This is a genomic window from Bacillus cereus group sp. Bce041, from assembly GCF_052646455.1.
Map to the genome: position 1 here is coordinate 52263 of NZ_JBQXON010000017.1, position 25655 is coordinate 77917.

A 25655-nucleotide genomic window follows, 5' to 3' on the forward strand; every position below is an offset into this window, starting at 1 on the left:
ACTTTCTCCTCTTACTTTTTCATTAGTTGTGCAAGTTTTTTTATACCTATTTCAATTTCTTCTAACGTTGCATATGAATACGATAGGCGCAAAAATTGATTTGCACTTCTATCATATAAAGTACCTGGGTTTAATAAAACCTTTTCTTGCAGAGCTTTATCAAATAAACTGCGATATGAAATGGTTACTTTTATATGTACCCATATATAAAATCCCCCTGTTGGTTCATGCCAAGTTGCTATTTCACGAAGATATTTATCTAACATTAGTAACATAAAATCTCTTCGTTTTTTCAATTCACTTCTTACAAAGCGCAAATGCTCATCATATAGACCATTTGTAAACCACTCTGCTGCAATTTGCTGGGATATAGTGCTTGAACCATAATCTGTTTGCATTTTTATGTCTGACAATCTTTGAATTACTGGCTCAGGTCCAACAATCCATCCAATTCTTAACCCTGGACTAATTACTTTGGACATGCTTCCAATATGTAGTACGATTCCATTTTTATCATAGGCTTTTAAAGGTTTCGAACAAGGTGCATCAAACCATAAGTCTTGATACACTGCGTCCTCTATAATAGGTAATCCAATTTCATTACATATTTCCATCACTTCTATTCGTCTCTTCGCATTCATACTAAAGTTCGTTGGATTATGAAAAGACGGGATTGTATATAAAATAGATGCATTAAATTGCTTCTTATATTTTGTAATATATGATGTATTTAAACCGTTCTCATCCATTGGTATTCCAATGAAACGCATTCCTGCGGATTGAAAAACATTAAGCGAATATAAATAGGATGGTTTTTCTAATAAGATGGATGCCCCTTTTGGAAGAAGCCCCATAGAGATAAGTTGCAGCGCTTGAATTGCTCCTGAAACAATTAATATAGAGTCAGGAGATACACATATACCATGCCCCTTTAAGTATTCGGAAATCTTTTCCCTTAAATAAAAATTTCCTTTCGGCTCTTCATACCCAAGCGTCACATTTGACTTTAAAAGCTTATTCATAATTTCTTTCATCTTTTTCTCAGGTAAGAGACTCGGCGCGAGCTCACCTGTTCCTAATCGAATTACATGTGGATAAAATTCAGCTTGATTAATCTCCTGAATAGCTGGGAGATTCGGATAATGAAGTCCTGTTTCTACATAAGACTGCCAATTAGGCGGGGGTGCGTAAGTTGAAGCATTCTCATTATTATTTACAACAATTGTTCCTTTCCTGCCATTCCCTTCTATGTATCCCTTTGCAACTAGTTCACCGAAAGCCATTACAATTGTGCTTCGATTCACACCAAATGTATGTGCCAAATCTCTTTGTGAAGGTAATTTCGTTCCAACGGTCCATTCTCCATTAACGATCCTTTCTTTTATATACGTTTCTATTTGTTTATACAGAGGAGTCGCTAGAGACATATTCGGTTTCCAAACGAATCTTTCCATTATATCACCTTATATTCTTTTTGGTTGGTAACCTCCCCAACCATATGGATGGATACAAATTTTCATTTCTTCTATACAATATACACTATCATAATGAATTAAAATAGGAGGTAATATGATGAGTGAAGCAATTATTCATGGTATCATTCTTGCATTTGGACTTATCATTCCATTAGGTGTACAAAATGTTTTTGTCTTTAACCAAGGTGCGAGCCAACCAAACATTTGGAGGGCAGCCCCTGTAGTATTAACTGCCTCTATATGTGATACGTTACTCATATTGATTGCAGTGCAAGGTGTCTCCCTTGTACTCCTTACTTTTTCTTGGCTAACTAACTCGTTATATATAATTGGATTTTTCTTTCTCCTATACATGGGCTTTGTTATTTGGAGAAGTAACCCTTCCAACGATGTAAAACAAGAAAAAAGTATGCCCTTAAAAAAGCAAATCCTTTTCGCAGCATCCGTTTCGTTATTAAATCCACATGCTATTTTAGACACAATCGGTGTAATTGGAACAAATTCTATTCAATACATAGGAAGTGAAAAATGGGCTTTCACACTTGCAACTATTATCGTTTCTTGGATTTGGTTTATAAGCTTAGCGTTAGCGGGGAAATTTCTAAAAAGACTAGACTCAACCGGAAAGACAATTTTATTATTAAATAAATTTTCTGGTCTCATCATATGGGGTGTCGCGCTTTATATGTTAAAACAAGTTATTTATTCTTAATGAACGAAAGAGAATTGCATGTTACTCAAAACATCATGCAATTCTCTTACAAATTATGAAGTAGGCTCTGGTTTCTGTTTTACCGTCTTTGCATCCTTTGCTGGTTTAATCCAAATGATTGCTATGATAGCACCAATGGCAGCGAAAATACTTGTCAAATAAAACACTTCATGGTCCGCCCCTTTCATGAAAAAAGAATATAAAGGTGGTCCAGCTGCTACACCGATAAATCGCATTGAACTATAAAATGACGTAACCGTTCCCCTTTGCTCCTTTTCAATTCCTTGTGTAATGAGGGCATCTAAACATGGGAGTGCCATACCAATCCCTATCCCCATAATAACGAGACAAAGAAGTAGTAAATAAATCCCTTTTATAAATAAAGGAATGATGACTGATGCAGCTGCCATTAAAAAACCAATATAAATACACTTCTTCATAACATTTTGATTATCTCCAATTTTTTTACCGGCCATATATGAACTAAGTGACAGTACAAGTAACGGGATAGCAAGCACACACCCTTTCCATATACCATGAATGTCATACTTTGATTCCAGTATAGTCGACAAATAAAAGAGAATTCCGAATAAAATAAGCATAATAATTGCACCTAATGCAAAAATGGCAATTAACCATCTTCCTTTTTCTCGAAACGTAGACAGAATAGATTTTATAAACTCTTTAAGTGGTGGTACTTCTCCTTCTTGTTTCTTTGCCTTTACTAGAACAAGCAACAAAACAATTGATATGACACATAAAACTGGAATCGCCCAAAATGGTAAGAACCATACAATGGCAGCAAGAGCAGATCCTAAAATAGGGCTCAGCACTTTTCCAAATGTATTGGATGTCTCAATAATTCCCAGGCCTGTACTAACTTGTTTTTCGTCTTTGTATAAATCACCAACACACGGTATAACAACCGGCATTGCCCCAGCAGCACCAATACCTTGAATCGCTCTACCGATTAATATCCAAGTGTAGGGATTATCAACTTTCCAAGATACCCAACCAGTTATAGCTCCTCCTATAGCCGCAATCAGCAAACTCGGAACCATTACCATCTTTCGTCCCCATCTATCTGATAAATAACCAGCAATCGGTATAAGTAAAATGGCTACGATAGAGTAAATTGTAATAATCATGGATACTTGAAACGATGAAATATGTAATTTCTTTTCAATTGTCGGCAAGATTGGAATGAGCATTGAATTCCCTAATGTCATGACAAGTGGAACTGATGCAAGCGCAATTAAACAACAGTTTTCTTTTTTTAACATGTTGATTTCGGAACCTTTCATCATATATTTCTTACCATATAATAGCCCTGCTGGAACATAATTTTCATTCCACCAGGGCTATTACATCTTTAATACTTCCCATTCACAACAAAAGAAATTGGGTAAAATATAGTATTACTTTTATTCTTTGAATTCTGTTCGCAATATATTCATACCAATTAATTGAAAAAAAAAAGAAAGGAAGAATCCTTCCTTTCTCCTATAACCTTCTACATTTAGCGAGTATATCCGCCACCAAGCTGTTGTTCTGCCATCGCTACTAGGCGTTTTGTGATTTCACCGCCTACAGAACCGTTTGCACGTGAAGAAGTATCAGCTCCAAGTTGTACACCGAACTCTTGTGCAATTTCATACTTCATTTGATCTAAAGCTGCTTGTGCTCCATGTGATGCTAATTGATTAGAATTACGATTTCTAGCCATTACCAATCACCTCCTTATTTATATATAAATTGTGTTAAATTCAAATTAAAATACATGGAAATTTTTGGTTATTTTTTACCATAAAAAAAGAGCCTCTAAAACGAGACTCTCACATCATTTCACATTACGAACTTACTACTTCTAATTTTCTATTTATTAATACTTTCATTTCTTCTTTTAATATCTCTTTTGAATTATGTCCAAACCATTCTAAGGAAGCAAAAAGATCCGTACCTCTCACTTCCTGAATAATCTCATCATAATTTACAATACCTTCAAATAACGGAACCATACCAATACGACTTCCTGCTGCAGCATATACATTATTAGGTTCAAACACATGCAAATAATCCGCTGAAGATATATTCTTAAAATGGTAATGTAGTGTCCACGGCTTTAATCGATGGAAACTGTCTATTGGATCTGCGCCAGACTCCCATATATGAAGAAAATCAAGATTTATTTTTAAATTCGGATGGTTTACTTCTTCTAATAGTTCTATAGTAGAAGGCAATGTGTCCGTTAGTGTATTGGGATGTGTTTCTAACAGCACATACATATTGTGCTGAGCAAATACATCACAAATCTTACGTATTCGCTTTACATACTCTTTTCTCTCTTGTTCCGAGAAGTCCTTGCTCCCTTTTTGCCCAGCAAACGTGCGAATTTTATTCGTATTAAACCAATTAGCTAGTACTACAAGTTGTTCACTTTTCTCTATCGTTTTTTCAAAATCTGCTGATAATGATATATCTAAGTAATCACTTATCATCGTAATTTCTAAGTTTTTATCCTTTAGAAAATTCAATTCTCGTTCTGTCGTTTCACGTTCTTGCATGTACAAATTTTGTGCATGCGTCCCCCATAATTCAATTCCTTCAAAACCGTTTTCATATGCAAATTGAACAATATCAGTAAATGAAATTAATTGATGACGAAATGAAATGGTACATAGCGAATATTTCATAGCATTAAACTCCCCTATCTTAAATTCAGTTAGCTTATTAAAGAGTTGCGACAGATTGATTTGTTTTCATACCTTTCCATGATAGAAACTGTCTCTCTAATTCCTTCTTAATTTGCAGTTCAATTGCATTCATTTCATCCAGTTTTTCAATAATCGATACTAGCATACCTTTATTATTCGTCATTGCCATTTTAATTGCACGATACTGTACATTTGTAAATCCTTGTACAATATCCTCTACCCGATCACACCAATAATCAAATTCTTGCTCCGAATATTGCAACGTTTCACGGAAGTATGCAAAGGCATGCTCATAACTATATTTACGAATTGCAAGTACTGGTATTTGTTTTACTGCTGCTACAAGTCCAGAAAGCGCATATCCTTCTTCCTCATTTGCCATTTTTACAATTAAATTTTTCAGTTCCATAGTCAGTTCATTGTCGTTCTTTTTGAATGTTTCTGTGAAATAACTAGCTACTGTTTCTTGCGTTGGCTCCCCAATTCCTTCTATATCAATGAAATAACCTCCACCAAATGGGTTATCTTGAATAGAGTGAAGTACTTTTTCTCTTTCCATATTTCCTTCCCAACGAAAATCAGGATCTAGCATGAACCACTCTTCTTCTTTCTCTGTTTTTGATATCATTAAATAATGTGGAAACGGTTTTTGATGAAATTTATTTTCCCTCTCTGGTAATAGAGACATATCAACCATTACAATGACATAACGATTTTCCGGCTTGTTTTCTACTAATTCTAAAAACGTTTCTACATTGCTATCTTTATCTTTTGCATGATCATACCATTCGTTTACTTTAATACCGTACAATTTTTCAAACCAAAGTAAATAATGATCATGGTTAATGTTTTCAGAGTGATATGAAATAATTCCGCCTTCTGTTATATCAAAATCTCCATCCCATAGTCCAAAATAAAATGGACGAAAATCAATGTCGCTACGCCTTTTTATAATTTCACAAAAACAACTCACTAAACAGTGCACTTTAATTGAAGTCATACTCTCATCCACTTTCCTAAAGGTTAGTTATTCACATTTACTTCCTGTAACGGCTCTAACTCCTCCATAAAATCAAGCAAAGATCCTACAGTAAGAAATGCCTTTGGATCTACCTCATCCTCTGGAACGCATAGCTTTACATCCATTTCTATGTATACAATAAGCTGTAACATCATTACCGAATCTATATATAAATCTTGATTTAAGCGCATCGTTTCTTCTAAATGCGTTACATTTTTCAGTTCCATTTTTTCTATCATAATTTTTAACACGGCATTCTTTAACGCTTCCCGTCTCATGTTGTAACCTCTCCCATCTCTAGTAACTTTCTACTTACTTTTCCGGTTTTATTTTTAGGAATTTCATTTACACTTTCAATTTCATACGGAACTTTATAAGAAGGTAAGTGCTGAATACACCATTCTCTTATTTTCACTGGATCAACATGAGAGATCACTTTCGCTTTAACTATTTCGCCCATCACAGGATGTTTCCCTCGATATACAATTGCCTCTTGCACACCTTCCAATCGAAGCATCGTTTCTTCTACCTCTATAGGAAAGACTTTTAATCCTGAAACATTAATTACATCGTCCATACGCCCCATAAAATGAATGCCACGCTCAGATTTATAACCTAAATCTTTCGTGAAAATTTCCTTATCATTCATTTTCACGACGATTTCTTCCGGTGCATTTTCATCTGAACCTATGCTTATACTCGCATGAGGTAGAGGGTTTCCTAAATCTAAATGGCTCTTCATATCATGACATATACTAATACAACCTGCTTCAGAACAACCGTATTGCTGCATCATATATGTTGTCATTTCTTTTAGTTTATAAAATAGTGCTTCTGGCAAAGGCGATCCTGATGTCATAATTTTATGAAACTGGAACGTTCCTAATGGAAAACTCCCCATAATGTGTAACATAAGTGGTACTGCATATATGATATGTTTTTCTGTATTGCGAACTATATTTAATGCGAATTTAGGATTTTTGTTCGTAATGATTACAGGTTTGCTCCCCCTCGTAATTGCTGATAACGTACCACATATTAGTCCGTATGAATGTGAAACAGGAGCCATAACGATTGGCACTTCATCTACTTCACAGTTTAAAGCTTCATTATAGGCAGTAATTTCTGTATCAACTTCCGTCCATGCTCTACGAATCAGTTTCGGTTCTCCCGTAGTTCCCGAACTATATTGCAATAAAGAAGGCTCTTCTAGTAAAAAGTTCCCTACTTCTAATTTTGTAAAATCGCCATATTCTCCATATAAAACTCCTACACAATTTGCACGCTTTGCCATTTCAATAGCCGTTTCTTTTGGTGTATCTTCATGTATAAGTAATACTGATGATTTCTTTTCTTTTAAGAAAAACACAAGCGTAATAATATCGAATGGATCTTTCAGACAAAGTGCAAATCTATTTCCTTCTGCTTCTTGAAATTGTTCCATTTCCTCATAAACTTGTAATCTCAAATTAAAATTACTTTTGCTATACTCTTGTTTATTAACGATTAGCATAATTTCCCCCTGTAACAATTGATTTTTGTTTCATAAGTTTTCTTACTCTATACAATGGATTTGGAACTTCATGAACAAGCGATTCCACATCCATATATAATCGACGTTTCGTTAATTGTTCAGCATAGAATGTAGGTGCATATAATTGAATATTTTCAAATCTACCTTTCAAATGTGGATATATTCTTAAATGATCTTCAATTTCTTCAACAACCATCATCCAAAAATGTTCTTCTTTCAATCCATATTCATCCGCAAGTACGAATGCTAATTCTCCTAAATTAAACAGGAATAGTGCATCTAACACCATCTCTTGCAAACATTCAATGCCATCCATTTCAAAGAAATCATTCATTTTTCCATTCGCATATGTTTTATGCATTTTAGTAAAGTCGGGACATTTGTCAACTTCTTTCAAATATGGACGATAAAACTCAAGCCCTTCATGAAAATCCTTTAACGCAATACGAACAGGCACCCCTTCTTTATGGACTAGAATCATATTTTGTCCATGTGATTCCAGTGCGATGCCATGCTCTACAACAAGATGTATAACTGGTATTATCGCTTTTTGAATAAGTAATTGTAGCCAATCCTTCATTCCATATTTATTCAACCACACATCAATAATTGGTGTACCATCTTTCTCTTTAGCGTATAAACCATTAAAAGGAATTGCATCCTCTTGTGCATCTAAATACTTATGAACGCTTTCGCGCCAAATACATCCTAATGAACCATATATAGCTTTCTTATTCGTGTCATACGTTACACTTGAAAACTCACTTAACAAGATTAAACGTGCTTCATCCATTAAATAGGCGTCATTATTTACAACATCATTTAACCAATTTGATATTACTGGTGCACTCACAACAGAGTATGGTTTCAGCGTACGAAGTGTTGAAGTGTTGAGTAAATTCATCGATAATTTAACGTACGGTTTCTTTGGACTCGTAATATTTCTTAACGTTCTCATTGACTGTTGCGCGCAATAATCGTCCTCTGATGTTCCTAAATAAATAATAAATTTACCCTGTATATGATCCGCATAATTTGAAATGATGAAATTCTCCCACTGCCATGGGTGAACAGGTATAAACACGTACTGTTTTGGATTACATCCCTTATTACGAATTCGTTCCATAAACTCTTCTAATTTACGATCGCCAATCTCCTCTTTTAAAAGGTTGTTATACATCACTTCATTCTCATAACCTACAGTCGCATAATTCTTATGTGCTGCAATCCATATGAGTTTTATTGGCTGCATAAATTCATAACCATATTGAAAATTGTCACGATATTGAAATCCAACACGTGCTTTATAACTAGGATGGTATGGATGGCCATCTATTAATTGGCTTTCAAACTCATCGTAAGATTTTTGAGTATATTCTCTCTTATTATTTCTTTCATATTGTGCAATCGTGTCTTTAAATATTGTTTGTTCTAATTCGTGCATAAAAGAATCTAATTTAGCTTGTTCTACACTAGTAACCCGAAAAACTTCTTCTAGAAATTGCGAGACAGACTGTATTTCTTGCTGTTCATCTTGAACTCTTACTATTAATGAGTCTAACGAAATACGTCCAAATGTCATCCGTTCCCTGCCATAGCATTTGTACGTGACACTTTTGTCTTCTTCATCAAGTCCTTGTATTAGAAAAAGAAGTTGTTCTTCTTTTTCTATGCGAACCGGTGTAATAATCCCCTCATAAATTAACGATTCTACTAATTGACGTAGCACTCTTCTTCGTACTGAAATGTAATCTTCTGATTCGAGCGCCTTCAATACTTTCGTATGATACATGTCCACTCTCATAAAACCCTCCACCTTATGACAAAATACCATTATTTGTATTACGTGAAATTTTAACGTTATTTATGAACGAACAGCCACTTCTCTAACGAGTGGATTATGTACTTGCACATAAATAGCTTGCTCCAATGGATTACTTAACTCATCGACATCGAAAAATCTCGTTAGTAAATTTGCTTTACACGCTAACTTATCTTCGTCCAATAATTCTCTTAAAAATGTAGAAGGTTCCCGGTTATATGGAAGAAATGATTCAAGTACAGACCTTAATTCCGAGAGAAGAATTTCCTCCTTAATTAATCCTGCTGTGCCAAAACCATTAATGAGGCCAAACATATGATTGAAAATTAAGTAGTAACGAAATCTCTCATCCACAATATAGTCGTCATATAAATTTCCAGTACGTTCTCCAATACCAGCTAATTCATTATTAAGCATCTCTTTCATTGAGTTACAGAAATAAAATCCTTGATTATCACGGAAATAATATTTGATCGGATAACCATCTTTTAGCTGAACAACGCTATTTTGCTGATGAGCTTCTAATGCAACACCATACTGTAAATACATCCATACCATTGGCTTTAAAGAAATATTCATATATCGTCTAAACCACTCTAAGCTTACTTCTTCACAGCTTTTACTTTCTAAATCTGCTAGGCGATGAATAATATTCGATAACCGCGTACGCTCCCCAGGTATAGCGTCTTGAACTAGCCCAGCAATTAATGTTGCGTCGTTTGCATGTTCACTATAAAAAGGATTCTCACGAATAATCACTTCAAATCCAGATTCTTGTGTTCCATAATTTAATGTAATAAAGGCTGGATCACAAATAAAATCAAATCCTGGAAATCTTTCTCGTACTTCACCAATAGCCGTATTTAACATTTCCTTCCCTTCAAGACCACTCTCAAGTTCTTTCAGTTTATTAATACGCATTGAATTCGTTACTTTCACCGGAAATGAAAACTTAAGCATATACTTCGAATTGGGATGATATAGCGTCCTTAGTGATGATGTTGCCATATAATACTTACCTACAGGACCAATATACTCAAGCAATTCTTGAACTATCCAATCTTGTACGTAAGCTTGATGCAAGAGCCATTCTGCCTGAAGCGGATGAATTGGAATTAATGCATATTGATCTTCCTTACAGTACTTCGCTATAAATTCCTTACTAACCATCTCATCATTACTTAATTCTTCTTTTATAATCATTGTTGTAGAATCTGATAATAATGATTTTTCATTTACTATACTTTTATGTGCCCGAAAATAATGAAGCTGACATTCTCCTTTTAATTCTGGAGAATACATTGCACTTTTCCAATCCAATATCCCCTGTCTACTCTTTGGTGTAGGATGAGTTAAATGCCCAAATAATAAAGACTGCTCCGCTTCTATAAAAGTTGTATGAAAACCGTATAATGCGGATGTATCTTCTATTCTCTCTTTTGTAAATTCCTCAATATTTTGACAACTACGGATGACTCGAAGCATAAGTTCCGCAGGATTCGTTCCTTCTCCGTAGTTGATAGACATCTCTTTTATTAAAAATGTAATAACTGTAACATAATCTGCTGTAATAACAGAATGACTATCTCCAATTTGATAATAAAATTGTTCTCCAAACAAATGGCGATCTGTTGATGATTTATATATAACTTCTCCATACAAAGTAACGTTCTGTGCCGATAGCCGACAACATAAATATGTGGGGACTGTATCTCTATTCAACGTATTACTGAAGATACTCTTCATTCTTTCATCCTCTGTAATCCATTCTCCACTCCCTGTTTCTCTTAAATAACAGTTTAAAAAGCTTTGTAATGTTGCATGTTCTGCGATTTGTTTCGCATGCTGCATGTTGGTCCTCCTCTTTATATTAACGCTATGAGAATTTCATATTACAATTGATAATTGAATATCGTTATCAACTACGATTCTAATTGATAATGATATTCAATTCAATAGTATATTTCAGAATTTTTTTATCAAATTAAATTTTTCTTTTTTTCTTTCTTTTCTTTAATCTAGTTAAAAGTACACTAGAAAAATTCTTGCTTTCAAACTAATTACCTACTATTTTTTATTAATCCACCTTTTGATGGATTAATAAAAAGGTACACCAAATGAGGTATACCTTTCTATACGATATGTTTACATAATATTATTATATGCATCAATCTATATAGCTGTTTGTTTTTGTAACAAATTCAAATCTCTCCAACAATACGCTGTTTCTTCTACCCTTACTCTCTCTAAAAATTTCGTATCAATTTTTTCAGGGTTGAATTTTTCATAAAACTTTTTAGAAGGATTATTCGTAACAACCCAAACTAAAAGTGATTGCATATCATTATTTATACAATCCGATAATAAAGCTTGAAATAACTTTTGTCCTATTTTCATTCCTTGATACTCTTGTAAAAGGTAGATTGCATATAATTCTCCATCACAATTATATGTACCAGTTCTTTCTACTCCCCCATCGATGAATCCAACTATTTCTCCATTTAAATTCTCTGCTACAAATCTAAATTGATGATTACCCTCTTTTTGAAAAATATCTTCCCATTGTTTTTCTCGTTTCTCATATGCTATATTATCTAGAATTTCGTCAGCAAATATCCCTTTATACGTTGTTTTCCAACTATCAACATGCACCTTTGCTATACCTTGTATATCATCCTTTATTGCTCTTCTAATATGTATTCCCATCATTTCTCCCTCCTTGTTACTCATCATTATATCAATTTCATTCCTTAAGAATCCAAATAAAAAAGAGTGAATTCACTTCACTCTTTTTTATCACAATTATCTACTTTCCACTTCAACTGAAACTACTCGATCTATCTCTTTCAGGGAACTATATAACTCTGTTGTATATAAATCTTCTGGAGCTAAAATAACCATCTCTAGTTGCTGAAATGCTCCACTATCTATATCTTTAATTTTCACGCGTTTCACATGCATGCCTAAATTTTTAATTTGCTTAAATATACCATCTAACTCATGATGCTCTTTAACAGTAATTTTTATAGATAAATCCTTTTGTCTTAATGAATACGGTCCTGCAATTTTCACAAGTTGCGGAAGTACATTAATCGCTAAAATAATTAAAACCATCGCAACTGTCGCTTGTAAATAAAATCCCGCACCAATTGCGATCCCTAAAGCTGAAGCAGCCCACACCATAGAAGCTGTTGTTAATCCAGAAATAACGTCATTACTTCTTCGTAAAATGACACCCGCGCCAAGAAAACCAATTCCACTAACAATTTGAGCGGCCAGTCGCATCGGATCCATATTTGTATGTCCTGGAACAGAATATACATGTACAGATTCAATTGAAACCATCGTAATTAAACAACTTGCTACAGAAATAACCATACTTGTTTTCACACCAAGTGGTTTATTCTTTAGCTGCCTATCTATCCCGATGAATAATCCTAAAAAGAGTGCTAAACCTAATTTGAGTAAAAATTCATATGACATATTCCCATTCTCCTTACTTTACAATGTTTCCCTTAGAATAACTCACTATAACTCTTTTATGATATCAATTCCAGTCTTTTCTATTCATTTAACGTAAAAAACCGAAAAAACATTTATAACGATGTTTCTCCGGCTTTTTATTACACTTTAGATTCTTCTTTATTTCTGATCTTTAATCTTAATTTCTGCATCTTTGTAGAATGCTAATTTACTGTCATTATACTCTTTTGTAAATTTGTTAAACTGCTCTTTCCACTTTTGTGCTTCCACATTTAATTCATTAACAGTTTTAACTTTTTCACCGATTTCTTTTAATTTCGTTTCTTTTACTTTTAATTTTTCATACAGTTCTTTTTCAGTCGCTAACACTTTCGTGTAATTTTCATTCATCTTTTGGAATGCATCATAACGATTCTTATACGACTCTTCTACTGCTTTTGCTTGTTTTTGTAACTTCTTATCTTCAATCTTCTCTATATTACTTTGAACAGACTTCGTTTCCTTCTGTGCTTTTTCTAGCATTTCTTTCTCACTTTTCAATACTTTTTCACGATCGTCTACATTTGCAGTAGCTTGCTCTATTTTCTTCACAACTGCTTCATTATGATCTTTACCTTCTTGCAAAATTTGTGCATATAATTCTTGCCCTTGTTTCTCTAACTGCTCTAATTTTTTTGCTTCATCCACTAAAGATTTTTCTTGTGTTGCTGCTGTTTCAAAAGCTGTATATAGATTTTCTTCTGGCTTTTCACCGAAACAACCTGTTAAAAGTCCTACTGATAATGCTCCAACTACTGCTACTTTTCCATACTTCAACGTTCATTCCTCCATTACATACGGTTATCATGCCAGAAGTTCACTGGGAAGTGACTCTCTTCATGATAAGCTTCAAACTCATAACCTTTTTCTTTTAGCCCCTTTAAAATTGCTGGCACAGCAGCAACTGATTGCGGGTGAATATCATGCATTAAAATTACTTCTTGTGGTTTTGTTGCGTTTGTTAATACGTTTTGAGCAATTTGTGCTGCAGCTGCATCAACTGGCATTTTATTGTATCTCCAATCTAATGAATCAATTGTCCAATCCCATACTTTAAATCCGCCTTCTACCACTTTATTTCGAAGACCTTCATTCAATCCAGGCATCGAACCATATGGAGGACGTGTTAATTTAGGTGATTTCCCAATAATATTAGCGATTAAACCTTGATCTTCTTTCATCTCATTTACATACTCGCCATTTTTATATAACTTTGCGAAATTATGTGTCATACTATGCATGCCTACATAATGACCCTCAGCATTTTCACGTTTCACTAAATCAGGAAATTCTTTTACATTCGCTCCAATTAAAAAGAACGTCGCCTTCGCATCATGTTGTTTTAGCGTATTTAATAATTCAGCCGTATATTTCCCTGGCCCATCGTCAAATGTAAGATAAGCAACTTTTCTTTCTTTTCCATTAAAACGACTTGGTGCCGTTTTATTCATTTCAACTTTCGGCTGTTCACTTGCAAGCTGCACTACATTTTCTTGTTTCGCAACAGCTTTTGCTGGTGAAGTAATTGATTGAAACATGTAATACCCAATAGCTACTGCGGCAATCGCTATTAAAACGACTACTATTTGTTTAATTTTTAAAGCTTTTTCCATTCTATCGAATTCCTCTCCCTATTAATCTTATATATAAATCGCCCAATATAATTATACATCTATTTATTTTTATTTCACCATATAAATAGATTTTATTTGTATTATAATGGGAGTTTTATCAAAATTGTTGTTCCTATTCCTTCTTTGCTTGTAACACTAAGCACACCGCCATGAAGCTCTACCATTTTTTTAACGATAGCTAAACCAATACCTGCACCTGCAGCATGATTATTAATTTGGTAAAATGATTGCTCAATATATGGTAAATGTTCTTTAGCAATTCCAATCCCTTCGTCTCTTACCTTAATCACTGCTTGTCCTTCTATTTTAGTCGCTTCAATGTGTATTGTGCTTTTTTTATGTGAATACTTAATTGCATTTTGAACAATATTCAAGAAAACTTGCTTTAACCTATTTCGATCTCCCATCAATTCAATTCGGTCTATAGTAGTAATAAATTGAATTTCCTTCTCTTCCGATTTAGGAGTTAATTGCCAAATCGTCTCCTCTAGTATATCGTACAACTGCACCTTTTGTTTATATAAATTAAAATGATTTGATTGTAATCTTGAAAAATCTAGCAATTCTTCTACTAAATGAATCAATCTATCTGTCTCACCTGAAATAATGCCCATACCTTGCTTTATTTCTTCTTCTGTTAAATGATCTACTGTTTTTAACGTCTCACTCCAACCTTTAATTCCTGTTAAAGGCGTTCGTATTTCGTGCGAAATAGAAGCAATGAATTCATTTTTCATCTGCTCAGCCTTATCTATTTTATAAGCCATATAATTTAAACTATGTGCCAATTCACCTAATTCTCCAGGATAATCTTCTTTAATTTTTTGCTTTAATGTGCCTTCTGCAATTTGTGAAGAGGCTTGAATAATGGATTCAATTGGCTCAACAAATGAATTTGCCAAACGTCTACTAATTAAGAAGGCGACTCCCGAAATAACAATACCTACAGAAATAGTAAACGTAATAATTTCAATAATCTTTTTATTTACATTTGTTAAAACAGTCGTATATTTTAAAACACCAATAGTTTGTCCTTGATGTATAAGTGGGCTTAGCACCTCTAGTTGTTTTTTATTACCTTTCGTAGTAACTTGATTATACATTTCACCTTCTAATAATGATTGTGGAATATTCACTTTACCTTTTACCTTTTCACCACTTGAAGATTGTATAACCGAGCCGTGACGATCAATTAACTGTAATTCTGTTCCTTCTAATTGAAAGCTACTAATTATGTCACCACTATATTCTTGTAATCGAATAAAGTATAGTGAATTGTATTCTGAAAAAAAACGTGTACTCGTTTTCGCATGAGACTCTATATATTGCACAATACCATTATAATAGTATCGATAAATTGAGACTGAAAATACAACTTCAAATAATACAAGCATAAGTGTAATGACCGTCATAAAATATAAAGTCACTTTCCGTTTCATCTCATACTTTCCTTCCACACATATCCTTTTCCCCACACCGTAAGAATAAATTCAGGTTCTGATGGATTCCATTCTATCTTTTGACGTAACCGTCTCATATTTACATCTACTACTTTCGTCTCACCTACGTAATTGGTTCCCCAAATCATATTTAAAATTTCATCACGCGAAACTGGCTTTGAAGCCTGATTCATTAAATACTGTAATATCATATACTCTGTAGGTGTTAAATCGACTAATTGTCCATCTTTATACAATCTTTCTTCTATAATATTTAACGAAAATGGACCTGACGTAACAATATTCGTTTTTTCTTCATGTACTTCTATTCTTCTTAATAAAGACTGTATACGTGCAGTTAATACTACTGGACTAAACGGTTTTGCAATATAATCATCTGCACCTATTCCTAGTCCTTGCACCTTATCTTCATCTTGTACACGTGCGGTTAACATAATAATACCCATTTTTTTATTTTCTTTCCTGATAGCCTTACAAACTTCTAAACCATCAATCCCCGGTAACATTACATCCAGCAGTGCTATATCAACAGTTTGTTCACTCAAAATCTGTAACGCTTCTTCTCCAGTAGTAGCTTCTATTACATAAAATCCAGCACGTTTTAAATTTAAAACAATAAAGCTACGGATCGTTAATTCATCTTCTAAAACTAAAATTTTTGACATAATTCCCACCTCCTACTCTTGTTGATAATCCGCTAGCGGTTTTATATATGCTTTCACTTTTTCAAATTCCGATTGCTTCGGTACTGCATATACGTGAGAAGCCGTTTTAATTGCTGCGCTGTAGCCTTTTATATTGAACCATTCTTTCCGCTTAAAAATATGAACTTCAAGCCATATTTTATTTGTTCTTGTATCCAAAAACTTTTGAGAATTTGATTCTTTTTGCTGATCTGGTATTGTAATTTTCCCTATTAACTCTTTAGGAATTTTCACATAATACCCTTTTTCTATATCTATATATCGTTCTTCAATTGGTTTAATTCCAGATTCACTCCACTGTATGTAACGTTCAAAAAGCGGACTATCACCATGTGATTTATCCTCCCAACCTTTTGGACGTACAGTACGAACAAATTCAATAATGCCGTCTTCATTAACATCTTTACTTTCTACAACATATTCATTAAATAAATCTTCTTTCCCACCTATAGGTAATACTTCATAATGATCCTGATCAAATTTTGCTACATAAGTTATACCTGAATGAGCGCCAACTCCTGCATCAATTACTACCGCCTTTAGTGATTTAGATATACGACCCATTTGTATTCTTTGAATACTATTTATAAATGGATCGTATGACACTTCAGATAAAGTCTTAAATTGTTCCATGAACTCAACTGTCAGCTTCTCATCTTTTTCAAATGTAACAAGGCTTATATCTTTCAGTCCATTTTCATTTAGATCCTCTATGAATAACTTCGTATAACTTCGATTATATATTTCCTTCATCTCTTCATTTTCTTCCGAAAAAACATACATAACATGTTCTAACGATTCACGATTTACAGAGATTCCGATTAACAACTCTCTCTTCCCGTTCCCTGTAAAATCACCGACTTCAACGATATCTACATCTCCACCATCAAATTTATGTGTGGACTTTATTCTCCAGCCATTTCCGATTTCTTCATATACGGCTAAATATACGCTATGATCTTCATTCGGCAATTTATAAAATAAGATGGCTTCTTTCTTATTATCTTGTTTAAAATTCATTGACCAAATCATCTGTTTATCTTTGTTAGACATTGGAGTAAGTAAGCGATAATTAACAGGTAAATCTTTATCAATTTGTTCCTTTAATTCATTAATCCATTTTTCATTTGTAGGAGCTTCCATTAGACTTGTTGGAGCTTCAGACATTTTACATCCAGTCAATATAAAGATAATTCCCATCATGCTTAACCATTTCTGCATATGATATCTTTCCTTACCACAAATTTTGAATATGTCCTTTTACTTTTTTACCTATCCATTATACTCATACATATGAGTATAATTTTTCTAAACTAAAAAATCGTTACAGAAAAGTTACAAATACATTCCAAAAAAAAAGATTGGCAAAAGCCAATCTTTTTTTATTATTCGTTTCGGACTGATTTTGGCGTTACACCTAAATGATCATTTAATTTTTTTGAAATATCTTTTACATTTTTTTCATTTGGAATGTAATAATAAATACCACCGATACGTTTATCTGTACCTTCTATTTGCAATTTTTCCATTTCCAAACTAGATCCTGCCATATTTTTTGTAATGGCAAGCATATCGTCAAATGTTAAGTTCGTTTTCATATTTTTATCAACCGCATCTAGTAAAGAGCCCATTTTGCTAATTGATTGAACAGACATCGCTTTTTTGGCAATTGCTTCTATTACAAGTTGCTGTCTCTGTCCACGCATTGCGTCACTATCAATTTTACGCGTTCTTGCAAGTGCAAGTGCTTGTTCTCCATTTAAATGTTGGTAACCTTTTTCTAAATGAATCATACCAGCTTGGTCTTTACTATCTTGTTCAGTGAAAGTAACTGGTACATCAATATCAATACCACCAATTGAATCGACAATTTGTACGAATGATTCAAAGTTAAACTTCACATAATAATCAACAGGGACATTCAAAAATCTTTCCACTGTATCGCGTGTGCTTTCTACGCCACCAAATACGTGAGCATGAGTAATTTTATCTAATTTTTTTCTAGTTGGAATGTAAACACGTGAATCACGTGGAATACTTACTAGCTTAACAGACTTATCATCTTTATTAATTGTTGCTAATAAAAGTGCATCTGTTCGAACTGCTTCGCCATATTGGCTTTTTCTCATCTCACTTCCATCTACACCCATGATTAATATTGAAATATTATCCTTTAAAGGTTCGACTTCTTTATCACGCTTTGATGACTTATCAATTTTTGCATACGCATCATTTACAACAGCTTTTGCTTTATTATATATAAACGAACCATATCCTACTCCTCCAAAAATAAGTAGGAAAAATGGAATTAATATGAACCATTTTATTGACTTTCTTTTAGAACGCTTTTTATTACTTCTCGTATTTTGTTCTAATTCAGAGCTCATACCCATTCGCCTCTCTTTCTCTTTACCAAGTATAATGTAAGTCTATTTATCTTCATATTGAATTTCCTTTCACTAACCTTACAATTTTGTAAGGTTACTACTTAAACCCAATACGTATTCCATTTCACATTATACTCTCGTACTTATTTTTGGCAAGTCACTATTTACCAATTTCAAAAATTTAGCACTTCGCAACATGCGGATTTACAAATTTATTAACTCTTTCTTTTTAAATTAGAATGTCTTTTTCCTAACAAACGATATGAATAAAGAATCCAGCTAATTATAAAATCTCTATGAATACAGTATATTTGACGTTATTATTTCTCAAACGGCGTATACATGCTTTTCTTCCCCTGATTATCAATAAAAGCCGACTTTGCTTTTATTTTCGTTTTTTCTACTTCCATGTCTTCATTTGAGAAGTTCACAATGATTTTAATATTTTTTCCATAAGAAACAGATTGTAATAGCTTATCTTCTGACAAATACGCAAAATTCGTCATCTCTTCTTTTACTGCTTTTTCATGAACTTCATTCCAAACTTTTAGATGCTCTGTAATTTCTTTTTTATGCTTATTCCACTCTACTTCATCTAAATGGTACAACGGAGGAACATTATACAATAATTCAGACAGCATTCGATTTCCAACTTCATCTTTTACCTTTAAACTTCCCCATTCCCAATGGTGCGTTGTAATAACGGAATCATTGTATACTAATTTATATAATGGTACCGAATATACTGGGTTTAAATACACTTGTTTATATTCTTCTTTCAATGGTACTTGTTTTGCATATTTTTCGGGAACATTTTGATTTGGTGACCAATATCCACCGACATAATACGGACTTGTTTTATTTTTCCGCATATCTTCATCGTCCCATTTAATAACAGGTGTTTCAATTCCGTGTGCAAATGCAATCGTACTACTAGCAAAATCATTTCCACCTTCAGAACCAACGACCATACCCTTTTCTTGCGCAATGTAGTCCATTCGTTTTAAACGTGCTTTTAAATCTTGCTCTTGTGTCGTTATATGTTTCGCTGAATAGTCATCGTAAATTTCACCTGTCGCATCACAATCAATAAACCATGAATTATATTTAGGACCATTTTGTAATATATCATTCATGCGTTCCTTTACACTAGGCAGCGATAAAGTCGGGTTTAACTTGCGACCTCTGCCTAAAAAGCCTTGCACCTTTTCTCCGTTTTTCTTCGTTACAGTAGCCTCTTCATATAATGATGGGTCATTAAAGGATGCTGTGTTCCAATTTTTATCACTTTTTTCGTGAATGGAATGATATGAATCATACGGACCAACTAAATACCCCATTTCCTTCGCTTTTGTCACGAAATTAGGTTGCATAAATCCTTGTTCCCAGTTCGGCAGACCAATCCACGCTTTTTCTATTCCTACCTCTTTCATTTCCTTTAGTATGTCCGTTCCATCTGCATTACCCCATTTACTTACCTCTTCAACCGCATCACCAAGTAGCGACTTTAATAAATGCTTATTTAAGCTATACAATTCTGTGTTCGTTAAGTGACCTACACCTTTCTTTAATAGCACACTAGCTTCCTGATCAACGTTTTGAAAAATATCCTCTTTATAAAATTCCTTCATGGATAATACTTCGTTTATATAACGTAAAATAACATTTTTTTGATACTTATCAATGAAATCTTGTTTACTTACTTGATCTAATACATTCAGTTCCCCAGGCTCTGAACTATTCTTTTGAATAAGTTCTTTTATATGACTAAACAGCGGGCTATTTATTTGCTCCCTTAGTTTTGGCCAATTTATATTATTTTCTGATAGACCATTTTGATTCCAAAAATAAAAATGCGCCGCTCCATATAACTTTTCGATTTCTTTATTTTTTCTAGCCTTTTCTTGTAATGTTTTAAATTCACCTTTTCGAACAATATCATCCTTATACAGTTTAGCAATGCTTACCGCATCATTATTTGTCACATATAATTGAAATCCATATGTTTTATTTTTATTTATGCTCGGAAATTCATGTGTAAAATCAAATCCTATTTTCGGATCCGAATGAAACTTCAATTCATTATTAAACATATTGTTTGCAATATATACAATTGAATATTTCGAACCATTTAATGCGAAAAACTTCATAGAAAATGATTCAGCAAATGAATATGCATCATCCTTTAAAAACTTCTTCCAATTCTCATCATTGCTCGGAATTTGCTTACCCTCCCATAACGGAAGTGTATAATTTTCAGCTTCTACTTTCGGCCATGTAAAGCTTTCTGCACCAGTCGATTCCACTTCAATGTTTAAGTGGTCTTTTTTCTTTTCTAATTTTATTTTTACTTTTTGATCTGGATATTCCCACGATGTACGATCCTTTTCTTTTTTTACATTCGATACCTTCATTTTCGGTAGGGGTCGTGATGCCTGTTCCTTTACCCCCTCATGTTCTACAGTTAATGTGAATGTTTCTGGATTTACATCATAAGTAAAATCTTTATACGTCGATTTCTTTATTTTAGACTCTTGTACAGCATTACTACCTTTTACGTCACAACCGACTAAAGTCGAAAATGGCATAGTTGTTAGAAGACATATCGCTATCATTTTTTTCATCCTCTGCACCTCCACCAATGAATATACAGGTGGTTTGTTACAGGAATGTGGCAAAAAATAATAGAGCTAGCATTTTGCTAGCTCTATTTGGAGTATTAAAAGTTGATATGAACAACTATAACTTGCTTAGAAGATATGTAATACAGTAACTGCGTTTTTTTCTCAATAATTATGAAACTAAACAAATCAAAATTTTAACAAGCATTCTTCAACTGAAAAAATAAGTGTATACAATGTATCCTAAAAATAGTACTAAAATGATTATTCCTGTGCCTTTCCAATTCATACCGCCTGCTATATCAACTGGACTACCTGTTTCCGCTCTATTGAGTCCGTCATGTAAAGAACCCGTAGGATTACTTTTTAATTCACTTTGTCTCATACGCTCTCTTTTTTCTTCTGGTGACTCTTTATTCATTTAATCACCTCCAAAATGAATGCACTCTTTACTTACATTATTCAAAATCAACATTTGTTTTATATTTTTTTCCGAAAAAAACCTAATTTAAAATAGGTTTGCAACGTAAAGAAAGCTAGCCATGCCAGCTTTCTTTACGATCCAATATGCTCTTCCTTATTTACAATAATACCTTTATGGTCGATTTCAAGCTCACATACTTTCATATCTGTAAATACTCTCGCTAATTGCTCAGCGATTTCTTGACGTTTCTCATATGGCGTTAATATAAAAATAGATGGTCCCGCACCGCTAAGTGCTGTACCGTACGCACCAAATTCTTTTGCGCATTTACGAATAGATGGTAATAACGGTACGAGTTCTAAACGATATGGTTCGTGAAAATGGTCTCTCTCCATCATTTCACCTACAACTTCCCACCGCTTTTGACATAATGCAGCTACTAATACGTTACTTATCGCACTAGCTTTAACTGCCTCATGAAACGGAAACATCTTTGGTAATACAGATCGACTTTCATCTGTATTTAATTCTGCATTCGGAATGAGAGAAATTACACCCAATTCCTTGCTCTCAATTCTTACGACGGAAACATCCTTTCCATCAAGTGCTCCAATTACAGTTCCACCTAATATAGAAGCAGCAACATTATCAGGATGTCCTTCAAAATTTGTAGCAATTTGAACTTTTTGATCAGCAGTTAAGTTCAAATTGCCTAGTTGATTCGCAAGCTCTATCCCAGCTACAATCGCTGATGCACTACTTCCTAGCCCTCTCGTTAATGGGATATTACTAGTAACTTCTATTATATGGGGTGATATAGAAGGACATACTTTACATGCCGTGCTAACGATTAAATTTTTATCGTCTGTCGGAATTGATTCTTCAAAGGAATGGATTACTTGCCATTTATCAGCTTTTTCTTTAACCACCACACCTAAATACAATGACAAAGCTATTCCAACTGAATCAAATCCAGGACCAACATTCGCCGTACTAGCAGGGACACGAACGCTAAATGGTATCACGACATAATCACCCCTTTAATATGATCTTTAATTTGTTCTATATCATTTGACACACTTGCGATGTCTAGTTGATTTGAAGAAATAGCGGTATCAGGATCCTTCAAACCATTTCCAGTTAATACCGCAACAACTGTTTCTCCCTTTTTGATTTTCCCAGATTGAACATGTTTAATTACGCCGGCTAATGAAGCATTTGATCCTGGTTCAGCGAAAACTCCTTCAGTTTTTGCTAATAACCTATACGCATGTAAAATTTCTTCATCTGATACCATATCTATTTCACCACGAGACTGCTCGGCAGCCTCTACTGCATACGACCAACTTGCTGGGTTACCGATGCGAATCGCTGTTGCAATTGTTTCAGGCTCTTCAATTACATGCCCTTTTACAATTGCAGCTGCTCCTTCCGCTTCAAAGCCATGAATTCTTGGCTTTTTATAACCTTTTTCTTTCTCATATTCACAGAAGCCTTTCCAATACGCTGTAATATTCCCTGCATTCCCAACAGGGATAGCTAGAACATCTGGTGCATTTTGCAATTGGTCACAAATTTCAAACGCTGCTGTTTTTTGCCCTTCAATTCGATAAGGATTTACTGAGTTTACTAACGTAATCGGCTCTTCTGCAGCAATATTTCTTACAGCCTTAAGTGCATCATCGAAATTCCCTTCTATTGAAATAATTTCAGCTCCATAAGCGACCGCTTGCGCTAATTTTCCATGTGCAATCTTTCCTTCTGGTATTACGATAATGCATTTCATCCCAAGACGTGCCGCATATGCTGCAGCTGACGCTGATGTATTACCTGTTGATGCACAAATGATTGCTTCTGAACCTTCTTCTTTCGCCTTAGCAACTGCCATGACCATACCACGATCTTTAAAAGAACCTGTCGGATTCGCTCCTTCGTACTTACCATATAGCTGAATCCCTAATTGTTTTGATATATTTAATAATGGAATAAGTGGTGTGTTTCCTTCCATTAAGCTGACATCAGGTGTATTTTCATTCACCGGTAAATAAGACGCATATTGTTTTAATAGTCCTTTATACATATTGTTTTTCCTCCTCAATAATGTAGTAACTGTTTATTTCACTTGCGACAGCTTCTATCGCTTCTAAAACTCGTTCAAATTGATACTTGGAAGTTCGATGTGTCACAACAACGACTTCTGCCAGTTCACGGTTTAAAGGTAATTGAATAACCTCTTTTAAACTTACAGAATAATTAACGAAACATTCTGTTATTTTTTGTAACATCCCAGGCTCATCTTGTAATGAAATGCGTAAGAAATATTTCGAAACTACTTCTTCATCACCTTGTAATTCATAAGGAACTGGTTCTTTTAACGCACTTTTATTTTTCGGAACTTGATTCATATTTTTAACGATTGAAATAATATCACTTACTACAGCAGAACCAGTCGGTAACTTCCCAGCTCCGGGTCCATAAAACATCACTTCTCCTACCGCTTGGCCATGGACATACACCGCATTAAATTCATTATTCACATTTGATAATGGATGCTGGATCGGTAAAAGCGTCGGTTCTACACTTAAATGAATGGCTGGTCCTTGTTTTTCAGCTTTACCAATTAACTTCATAGTAAATCCTAACTTTTCAGCCATTTGTAAATCTTCTTTTTCGACCTTTCGAATCCCTCTTACTTGCACATCATCTAATGAAACATTCATCGAAAAACCTAAGTTTGCAAGAATTGCTACCTTTCTCGCCGCATCTAGTCCATCTACATCTGCTGTCGGATCCGATTCTGCAAAACCTAATTTTTGCGCTTCCTGTAAAGCCTCTTCATAAGACCACCCATTTTGACTCATTTTTGTTAACATATAATTTGTTGTACCATTTACAATTCCCATTATTTTTTCAATTTGATCTGATGCTAGCCCGTCAGTTAGTCCTCTTAACACTGGAATACCGCCTGCTACGCTCGCTTCATAACATAAATCACAATCATTATCGTTCGCCAGTTGAAGAAGCTCTGCACCGTATACAGCCATTAAATCTTTATTTGCTGTCACGACATGTTTCTTATTTCGTAAAGCCTTAACAATATGCTGCTTCGCTTCTTCAATTCCGCCCATTACCTCTACTACAATATCAATATTCGAATCATTTAGAACTTCATCTGCATGACTTGTTACTGCAATCCCGTCAATACAAACATCGCGTTCTTTTTCCAAATCACGTACAACGACTGTTTTCACTTTCACTTCGTATCCTGTATCAAGAGCGATTTTTTTATAATGTTCTTTCAAAATATGAACAACACCACTTCCGACCGTACCTAAACCTAATACTCCAACATTTATAACGTTATTCATCTTCTAATCTCCTCCTAAAAGTTTAATTGTTACACCTATAAATCACCTTATTCTGCTTTTTTGTCATGCAGGTGGTGGTTATTTCCGTACTTATAAATCGTTTCATGTTACCGCACCTCCCTTCAAAGTAATAAAAAAAACACACCCATCCCTAGGAAAGGGACGAATGTGTTTTCGTGGTTCCACCCTTGTTCCAATCTAGACGTATTTCTCCCTAGATTGCTCAAGTTCAGATAACGGCTGATACCGTCAATAAT

General features: G+C 34.1%; 23 protein-coding genes. 1 reads left to right on the top strand and 22 read right to left on the bottom strand.

The genetic code is table 11. The features are described from left to right. Positions 1-11: 11 nt before the first annotated feature. Positions 12-1454 carry an aminotransferase-like domain-containing protein gene (locus tag ACUN13_RS28255; protein ID WP_000439422.1) on the bottom strand — a complete coding sequence of 481 codons (1443 nt, stop codon included), beginning with the start codon at positions 1452-1454 and terminating at the stop codon, positions 12-14. A gap of 118 nt (positions 1455-1572) precedes the next feature. Between ACUN13_RS28255 and ACUN13_RS28260 the strand changes: the two genes are divergently transcribed. Then, positions 1573-2187: a LysE/ArgO family amino acid transporter gene (locus ACUN13_RS28260; protein WP_001287303.1), complete on the top strand. Its 615-nt coding sequence runs from the start codon at positions 1573-1575 to the stop codon at positions 2185-2187. A 53-nt stretch (positions 2188-2240) separates the two neighbouring features. On the opposite strand, the gene ACUN13_RS28265 is transcribed toward ACUN13_RS28260, so the two are convergent. From ACUN13_RS28265 to ACUN13_RS28365, 21 genes are all read right to left on the bottom strand, one after another. Next, the gene (locus ACUN13_RS28265; protein WP_002197672.1) at positions 2241-3470 is read right to left on the bottom strand and encodes an MFS transporter; all 1230 of its coding nucleotides are present in this window, start codon (positions 3468-3470) and stop codon (positions 2241-2243) included. A 236-nt stretch (positions 3471-3706) separates the two neighbouring features. Next, positions 3707-3913, bottom strand: a complete 207-nt coding sequence (locus ACUN13_RS28270; RefSeq protein ID WP_000113545.1) for an alpha/beta-type small acid-soluble spore protein — start codon at positions 3911-3913, stop codon at positions 3707-3709. Between the two features lie 124 nt (positions 3914-4037). Beyond that, the gene (locus ACUN13_RS28275; protein WP_000877681.1) at positions 4038-4880 is read right to left on the bottom strand and encodes a sugar phosphate isomerase/epimerase family protein; all 843 of its coding nucleotides are present in this window, start codon (positions 4878-4880) and stop codon (positions 4038-4040) included. A gap of 37 nt (positions 4881-4917) precedes the next feature. Continuing rightward, entirely contained in the window at positions 4918-5901 is a 984-nt protein-coding gene (locus ACUN13_RS28280) for a DUF6005 family protein (RefSeq protein ID WP_000200705.1), read from the bottom strand. 23 nt (positions 5902-5924) lie between these two features. Beyond that, positions 5925-6200, bottom strand: a complete 276-nt coding sequence (asbD, locus tag ACUN13_RS28285) for a petrobactin biosynthesis protein AsbD (protein ID WP_001250560.1) — start codon at positions 6198-6200, stop codon at positions 5925-5927. Beyond that, a complete protein-coding gene (locus ACUN13_RS28290; RefSeq protein WP_000909585.1) occupies positions 6197-7435 on the bottom strand; it encodes an AMP-binding protein in 1239 nt (412 codons plus the stop codon). The genes asbD and ACUN13_RS28290 overlap by 4 nt, the downstream gene beginning before the upstream one ends. Next, positions 7422-9260, bottom strand: a complete 1839-nt coding sequence (locus ACUN13_RS28295; protein WP_025690281.1) for an IucA/IucC family protein — start codon at positions 9258-9260, stop codon at positions 7422-7424. The genes ACUN13_RS28290 and ACUN13_RS28295 overlap by 14 nt, the downstream gene beginning before the upstream one ends. Positions 9261-9320: 60 nt before the next feature. After that, a complete protein-coding gene (locus ACUN13_RS28300; protein WP_001163345.1) occupies positions 9321-11129 on the bottom strand; it encodes an IucA/IucC family protein in 1809 nt (602 codons plus the stop codon). A 321-nt stretch (positions 11130-11450) separates the two neighbouring features. Then, positions 11451-11987, bottom strand: a complete 537-nt coding sequence (locus ACUN13_RS28305) for a GNAT family N-acetyltransferase (RefSeq protein ID WP_033666136.1) — start codon at positions 11985-11987, stop codon at positions 11451-11453. A gap of 93 nt (positions 11988-12080) precedes the next feature. Next, on the bottom strand, positions 12081-12761 hold the full coding sequence (locus ACUN13_RS28310; RefSeq protein ID WP_000119510.1) for an MgtC/SapB family protein: 681 nt from the start codon (positions 12759-12761) through the stop codon (positions 12081-12083). A 159-nt stretch (positions 12762-12920) separates the two neighbouring features. Continuing rightward, a complete protein-coding gene (locus ACUN13_RS28315; protein ID WP_025690279.1) occupies positions 12921-13577 on the bottom strand; it encodes a YkyA family protein in 657 nt (218 codons plus the stop codon). 14 nt (positions 13578-13591) lie between these two features. Beyond that, positions 13592-14413: a peptidoglycan-N-acetylglucosamine deacetylase gene (locus ACUN13_RS28320; RefSeq protein ID WP_000409484.1), complete on the bottom strand. Its 822-nt coding sequence runs from the start codon at positions 14411-14413 to the stop codon at positions 13592-13594. Between the two features lie 101 nt (positions 14414-14514). Beyond that, entirely contained in the window at positions 14515-15873 is a 1359-nt protein-coding gene (locus ACUN13_RS28325) for a sensor histidine kinase (protein ID WP_000824536.1), read from the bottom strand. Then, positions 15870-16559 carry a response regulator gene (locus ACUN13_RS28330; RefSeq protein ID WP_025690276.1) on the bottom strand — a complete coding sequence of 230 codons (690 nt, stop codon included), beginning with the start codon at positions 16557-16559 and terminating at the stop codon, positions 15870-15872. Before ACUN13_RS28330 ends, ACUN13_RS28325 begins: the two co-directional genes overlap by 4 nt. Before the next feature lie 12 nt (positions 16560-16571). Then, entirely contained in the window at positions 16572-17819 is a 1248-nt protein-coding gene (locus ACUN13_RS28335) for a hypothetical protein (RefSeq protein ID WP_001174867.1), read from the bottom strand. A gap of 164 nt (positions 17820-17983) precedes the next feature. Further along, positions 17984-18985, bottom strand: coding sequence for an LCP family protein (locus tag ACUN13_RS28340; protein ID WP_025690273.1), 1002 nt, complete (start codon positions 18983-18985; stop codon positions 17984-17986). A gap of 320 nt (positions 18986-19305) precedes the next feature. Next, on the bottom strand, positions 19306-21609 hold the full coding sequence (locus ACUN13_RS28345) for a glycoside hydrolase (protein WP_445424070.1): 2304 nt from the start codon (positions 21607-21609) through the stop codon (positions 19306-19308). 208 nt (positions 21610-21817) lie between these two features. Further along, complete coding sequence (locus ACUN13_RS28350; protein WP_001031478.1) at positions 21818-22027, bottom strand: DUF6366 family protein; 210 nt, start codon at positions 22025-22027, stop codon at positions 21818-21820. 134 nt (positions 22028-22161) lie between these two features. Continuing rightward, a complete protein-coding gene (gene thrB / locus ACUN13_RS28355; RefSeq protein ID WP_000612105.1) occupies positions 22162-23055 on the bottom strand; it encodes a homoserine kinase in 894 nt (297 codons plus the stop codon). Beyond that, entirely contained in the window at positions 23052-24110 is a 1059-nt protein-coding gene (gene thrC, locus ACUN13_RS28360; protein ID WP_074553849.1) for a threonine synthase, read from the bottom strand. Before thrC ends, thrB begins: the two co-directional genes overlap by 4 nt. Continuing rightward, positions 24103-25398, bottom strand: a complete 1296-nt coding sequence (locus tag ACUN13_RS28365) for a homoserine dehydrogenase (protein ID WP_025690265.1) — start codon at positions 25396-25398, stop codon at positions 24103-24105. The genes thrC and ACUN13_RS28365 overlap by 8 nt, the downstream gene beginning before the upstream one ends. Between the last annotated feature and the right edge of the window lie 257 nt (positions 25399-25655).

Bases quoted from the DNA above. Each gene is read 5' to 3' on its own strand.
- ACUN13_RS28255 (WP_000439422.1), bottom strand. From the start codon at position 1,454: ATGGAAAGATTCGTTTGGAAACCGAATATGTCTCTAGCGACTCCTCTG.
- ACUN13_RS28280 (WP_000200705.1), bottom strand. From the start codon at position 5,901: ATGACTTCAATTAAAGTGCACTGTTTAGTGAGTTGTTTTTGTGAAATT.
- asbD (WP_001250560.1), bottom strand. From the start codon at position 6,200: ATGAGACGGGAAGCGTTAAAGAATGCCGTGTTAAAAATTATGATAGAA.
- ACUN13_RS28295 (WP_025690281.1), bottom strand. From the start codon at position 9,260: ATGAGAGTGGACATGTATCATACGAAAGTATTGAAGGCGCTCGAATCA.
- ACUN13_RS28320 (WP_000409484.1), bottom strand. From the start codon at position 14,413: ATGGAAAAAGCTTTAAAAATTAAACAAATAGTAGTCGTTTTAATAGCG.
- ACUN13_RS28310 (WP_000119510.1), bottom strand. From the start codon at position 12,761: ATGTCATATGAATTTTTACTCAAATTAGGTTTAGCACTCTTTTTAGGA.
- thrC (WP_074553849.1), bottom strand. From the start codon at position 24,110: ATGTATAAAGGACTATTAAAACAATATGCGTCTTATTTACCGGTGAAT.
- ACUN13_RS28305 (WP_033666136.1), bottom strand. From the start codon at position 11,987: ATGATGGGAATACATATTAGAAGAGCAATAAAGGATGATATACAAGGT.
- ACUN13_RS28260 (WP_001287303.1), top strand. From the start codon at position 1,573: ATGAGTGAAGCAATTATTCATGGTATCATTCTTGCATTTGGACTTATC.
- ACUN13_RS28345 (WP_445424070.1), bottom strand. From the start codon at position 21,609: ATGAAAAAAATGATAGCGATATGTCTTCTAACAACTATGCCATTTTCG.
- ACUN13_RS28365 (WP_025690265.1), bottom strand. From the start codon at position 25,398: ATGAATAACGTTATAAATGTTGGAGTATTAGGTTTAGGTACGGTCGGA.
- ACUN13_RS28335 (WP_001174867.1), bottom strand. From the start codon at position 17,819: ATGCAGAAATGGTTAAGCATGATGGGAATTATCTTTATATTGACTGGA.
- ACUN13_RS28270 (WP_000113545.1), bottom strand. From the start codon at position 3,913: ATGGCTAGAAATCGTAATTCTAATCAATTAGCATCACATGGAGCACAA.
- ACUN13_RS28350 (WP_001031478.1), bottom strand. From the start codon at position 22,027: ATGAATAAAGAGTCACCAGAAGAAAAAAGAGAGCGTATGAGACAAAGT.
- ACUN13_RS28300 (WP_001163345.1), bottom strand. From the start codon at position 11,129: ATGCAGCATGCGAAACAAATCGCAGAACATGCAACATTACAAAGCTTT.
- ACUN13_RS28325 (WP_000824536.1), bottom strand. From the start codon at position 15,873: ATGAAACGGAAAGTGACTTTATATTTTATGACGGTCATTACACTTATG.
- ACUN13_RS28340 (WP_025690273.1), bottom strand. From the start codon at position 18,985: ATGAGCTCTGAATTAGAACAAAATACGAGAAGTAATAAAAAGCGTTCT.
- ACUN13_RS28265 (WP_002197672.1), bottom strand. From the start codon at position 3,470: ATGTTAAAAAAAGAAAACTGTTGTTTAATTGCGCTTGCATCAGTTCCA.
- ACUN13_RS28330 (WP_025690276.1), bottom strand. From the start codon at position 16,559: ATGTCAAAAATTTTAGTTTTAGAAGATGAATTAACGATCCGTAGCTTT.
- ACUN13_RS28290 (WP_000909585.1), bottom strand. From the start codon at position 7,435: ATGCTAATCGTTAATAAACAAGAGTATAGCAAAAGTAATTTTAATTTG.
- ACUN13_RS28275 (WP_000877681.1), bottom strand. From the start codon at position 4,880: ATGAAATATTCGCTATGTACCATTTCATTTCGTCATCAATTAATTTCA.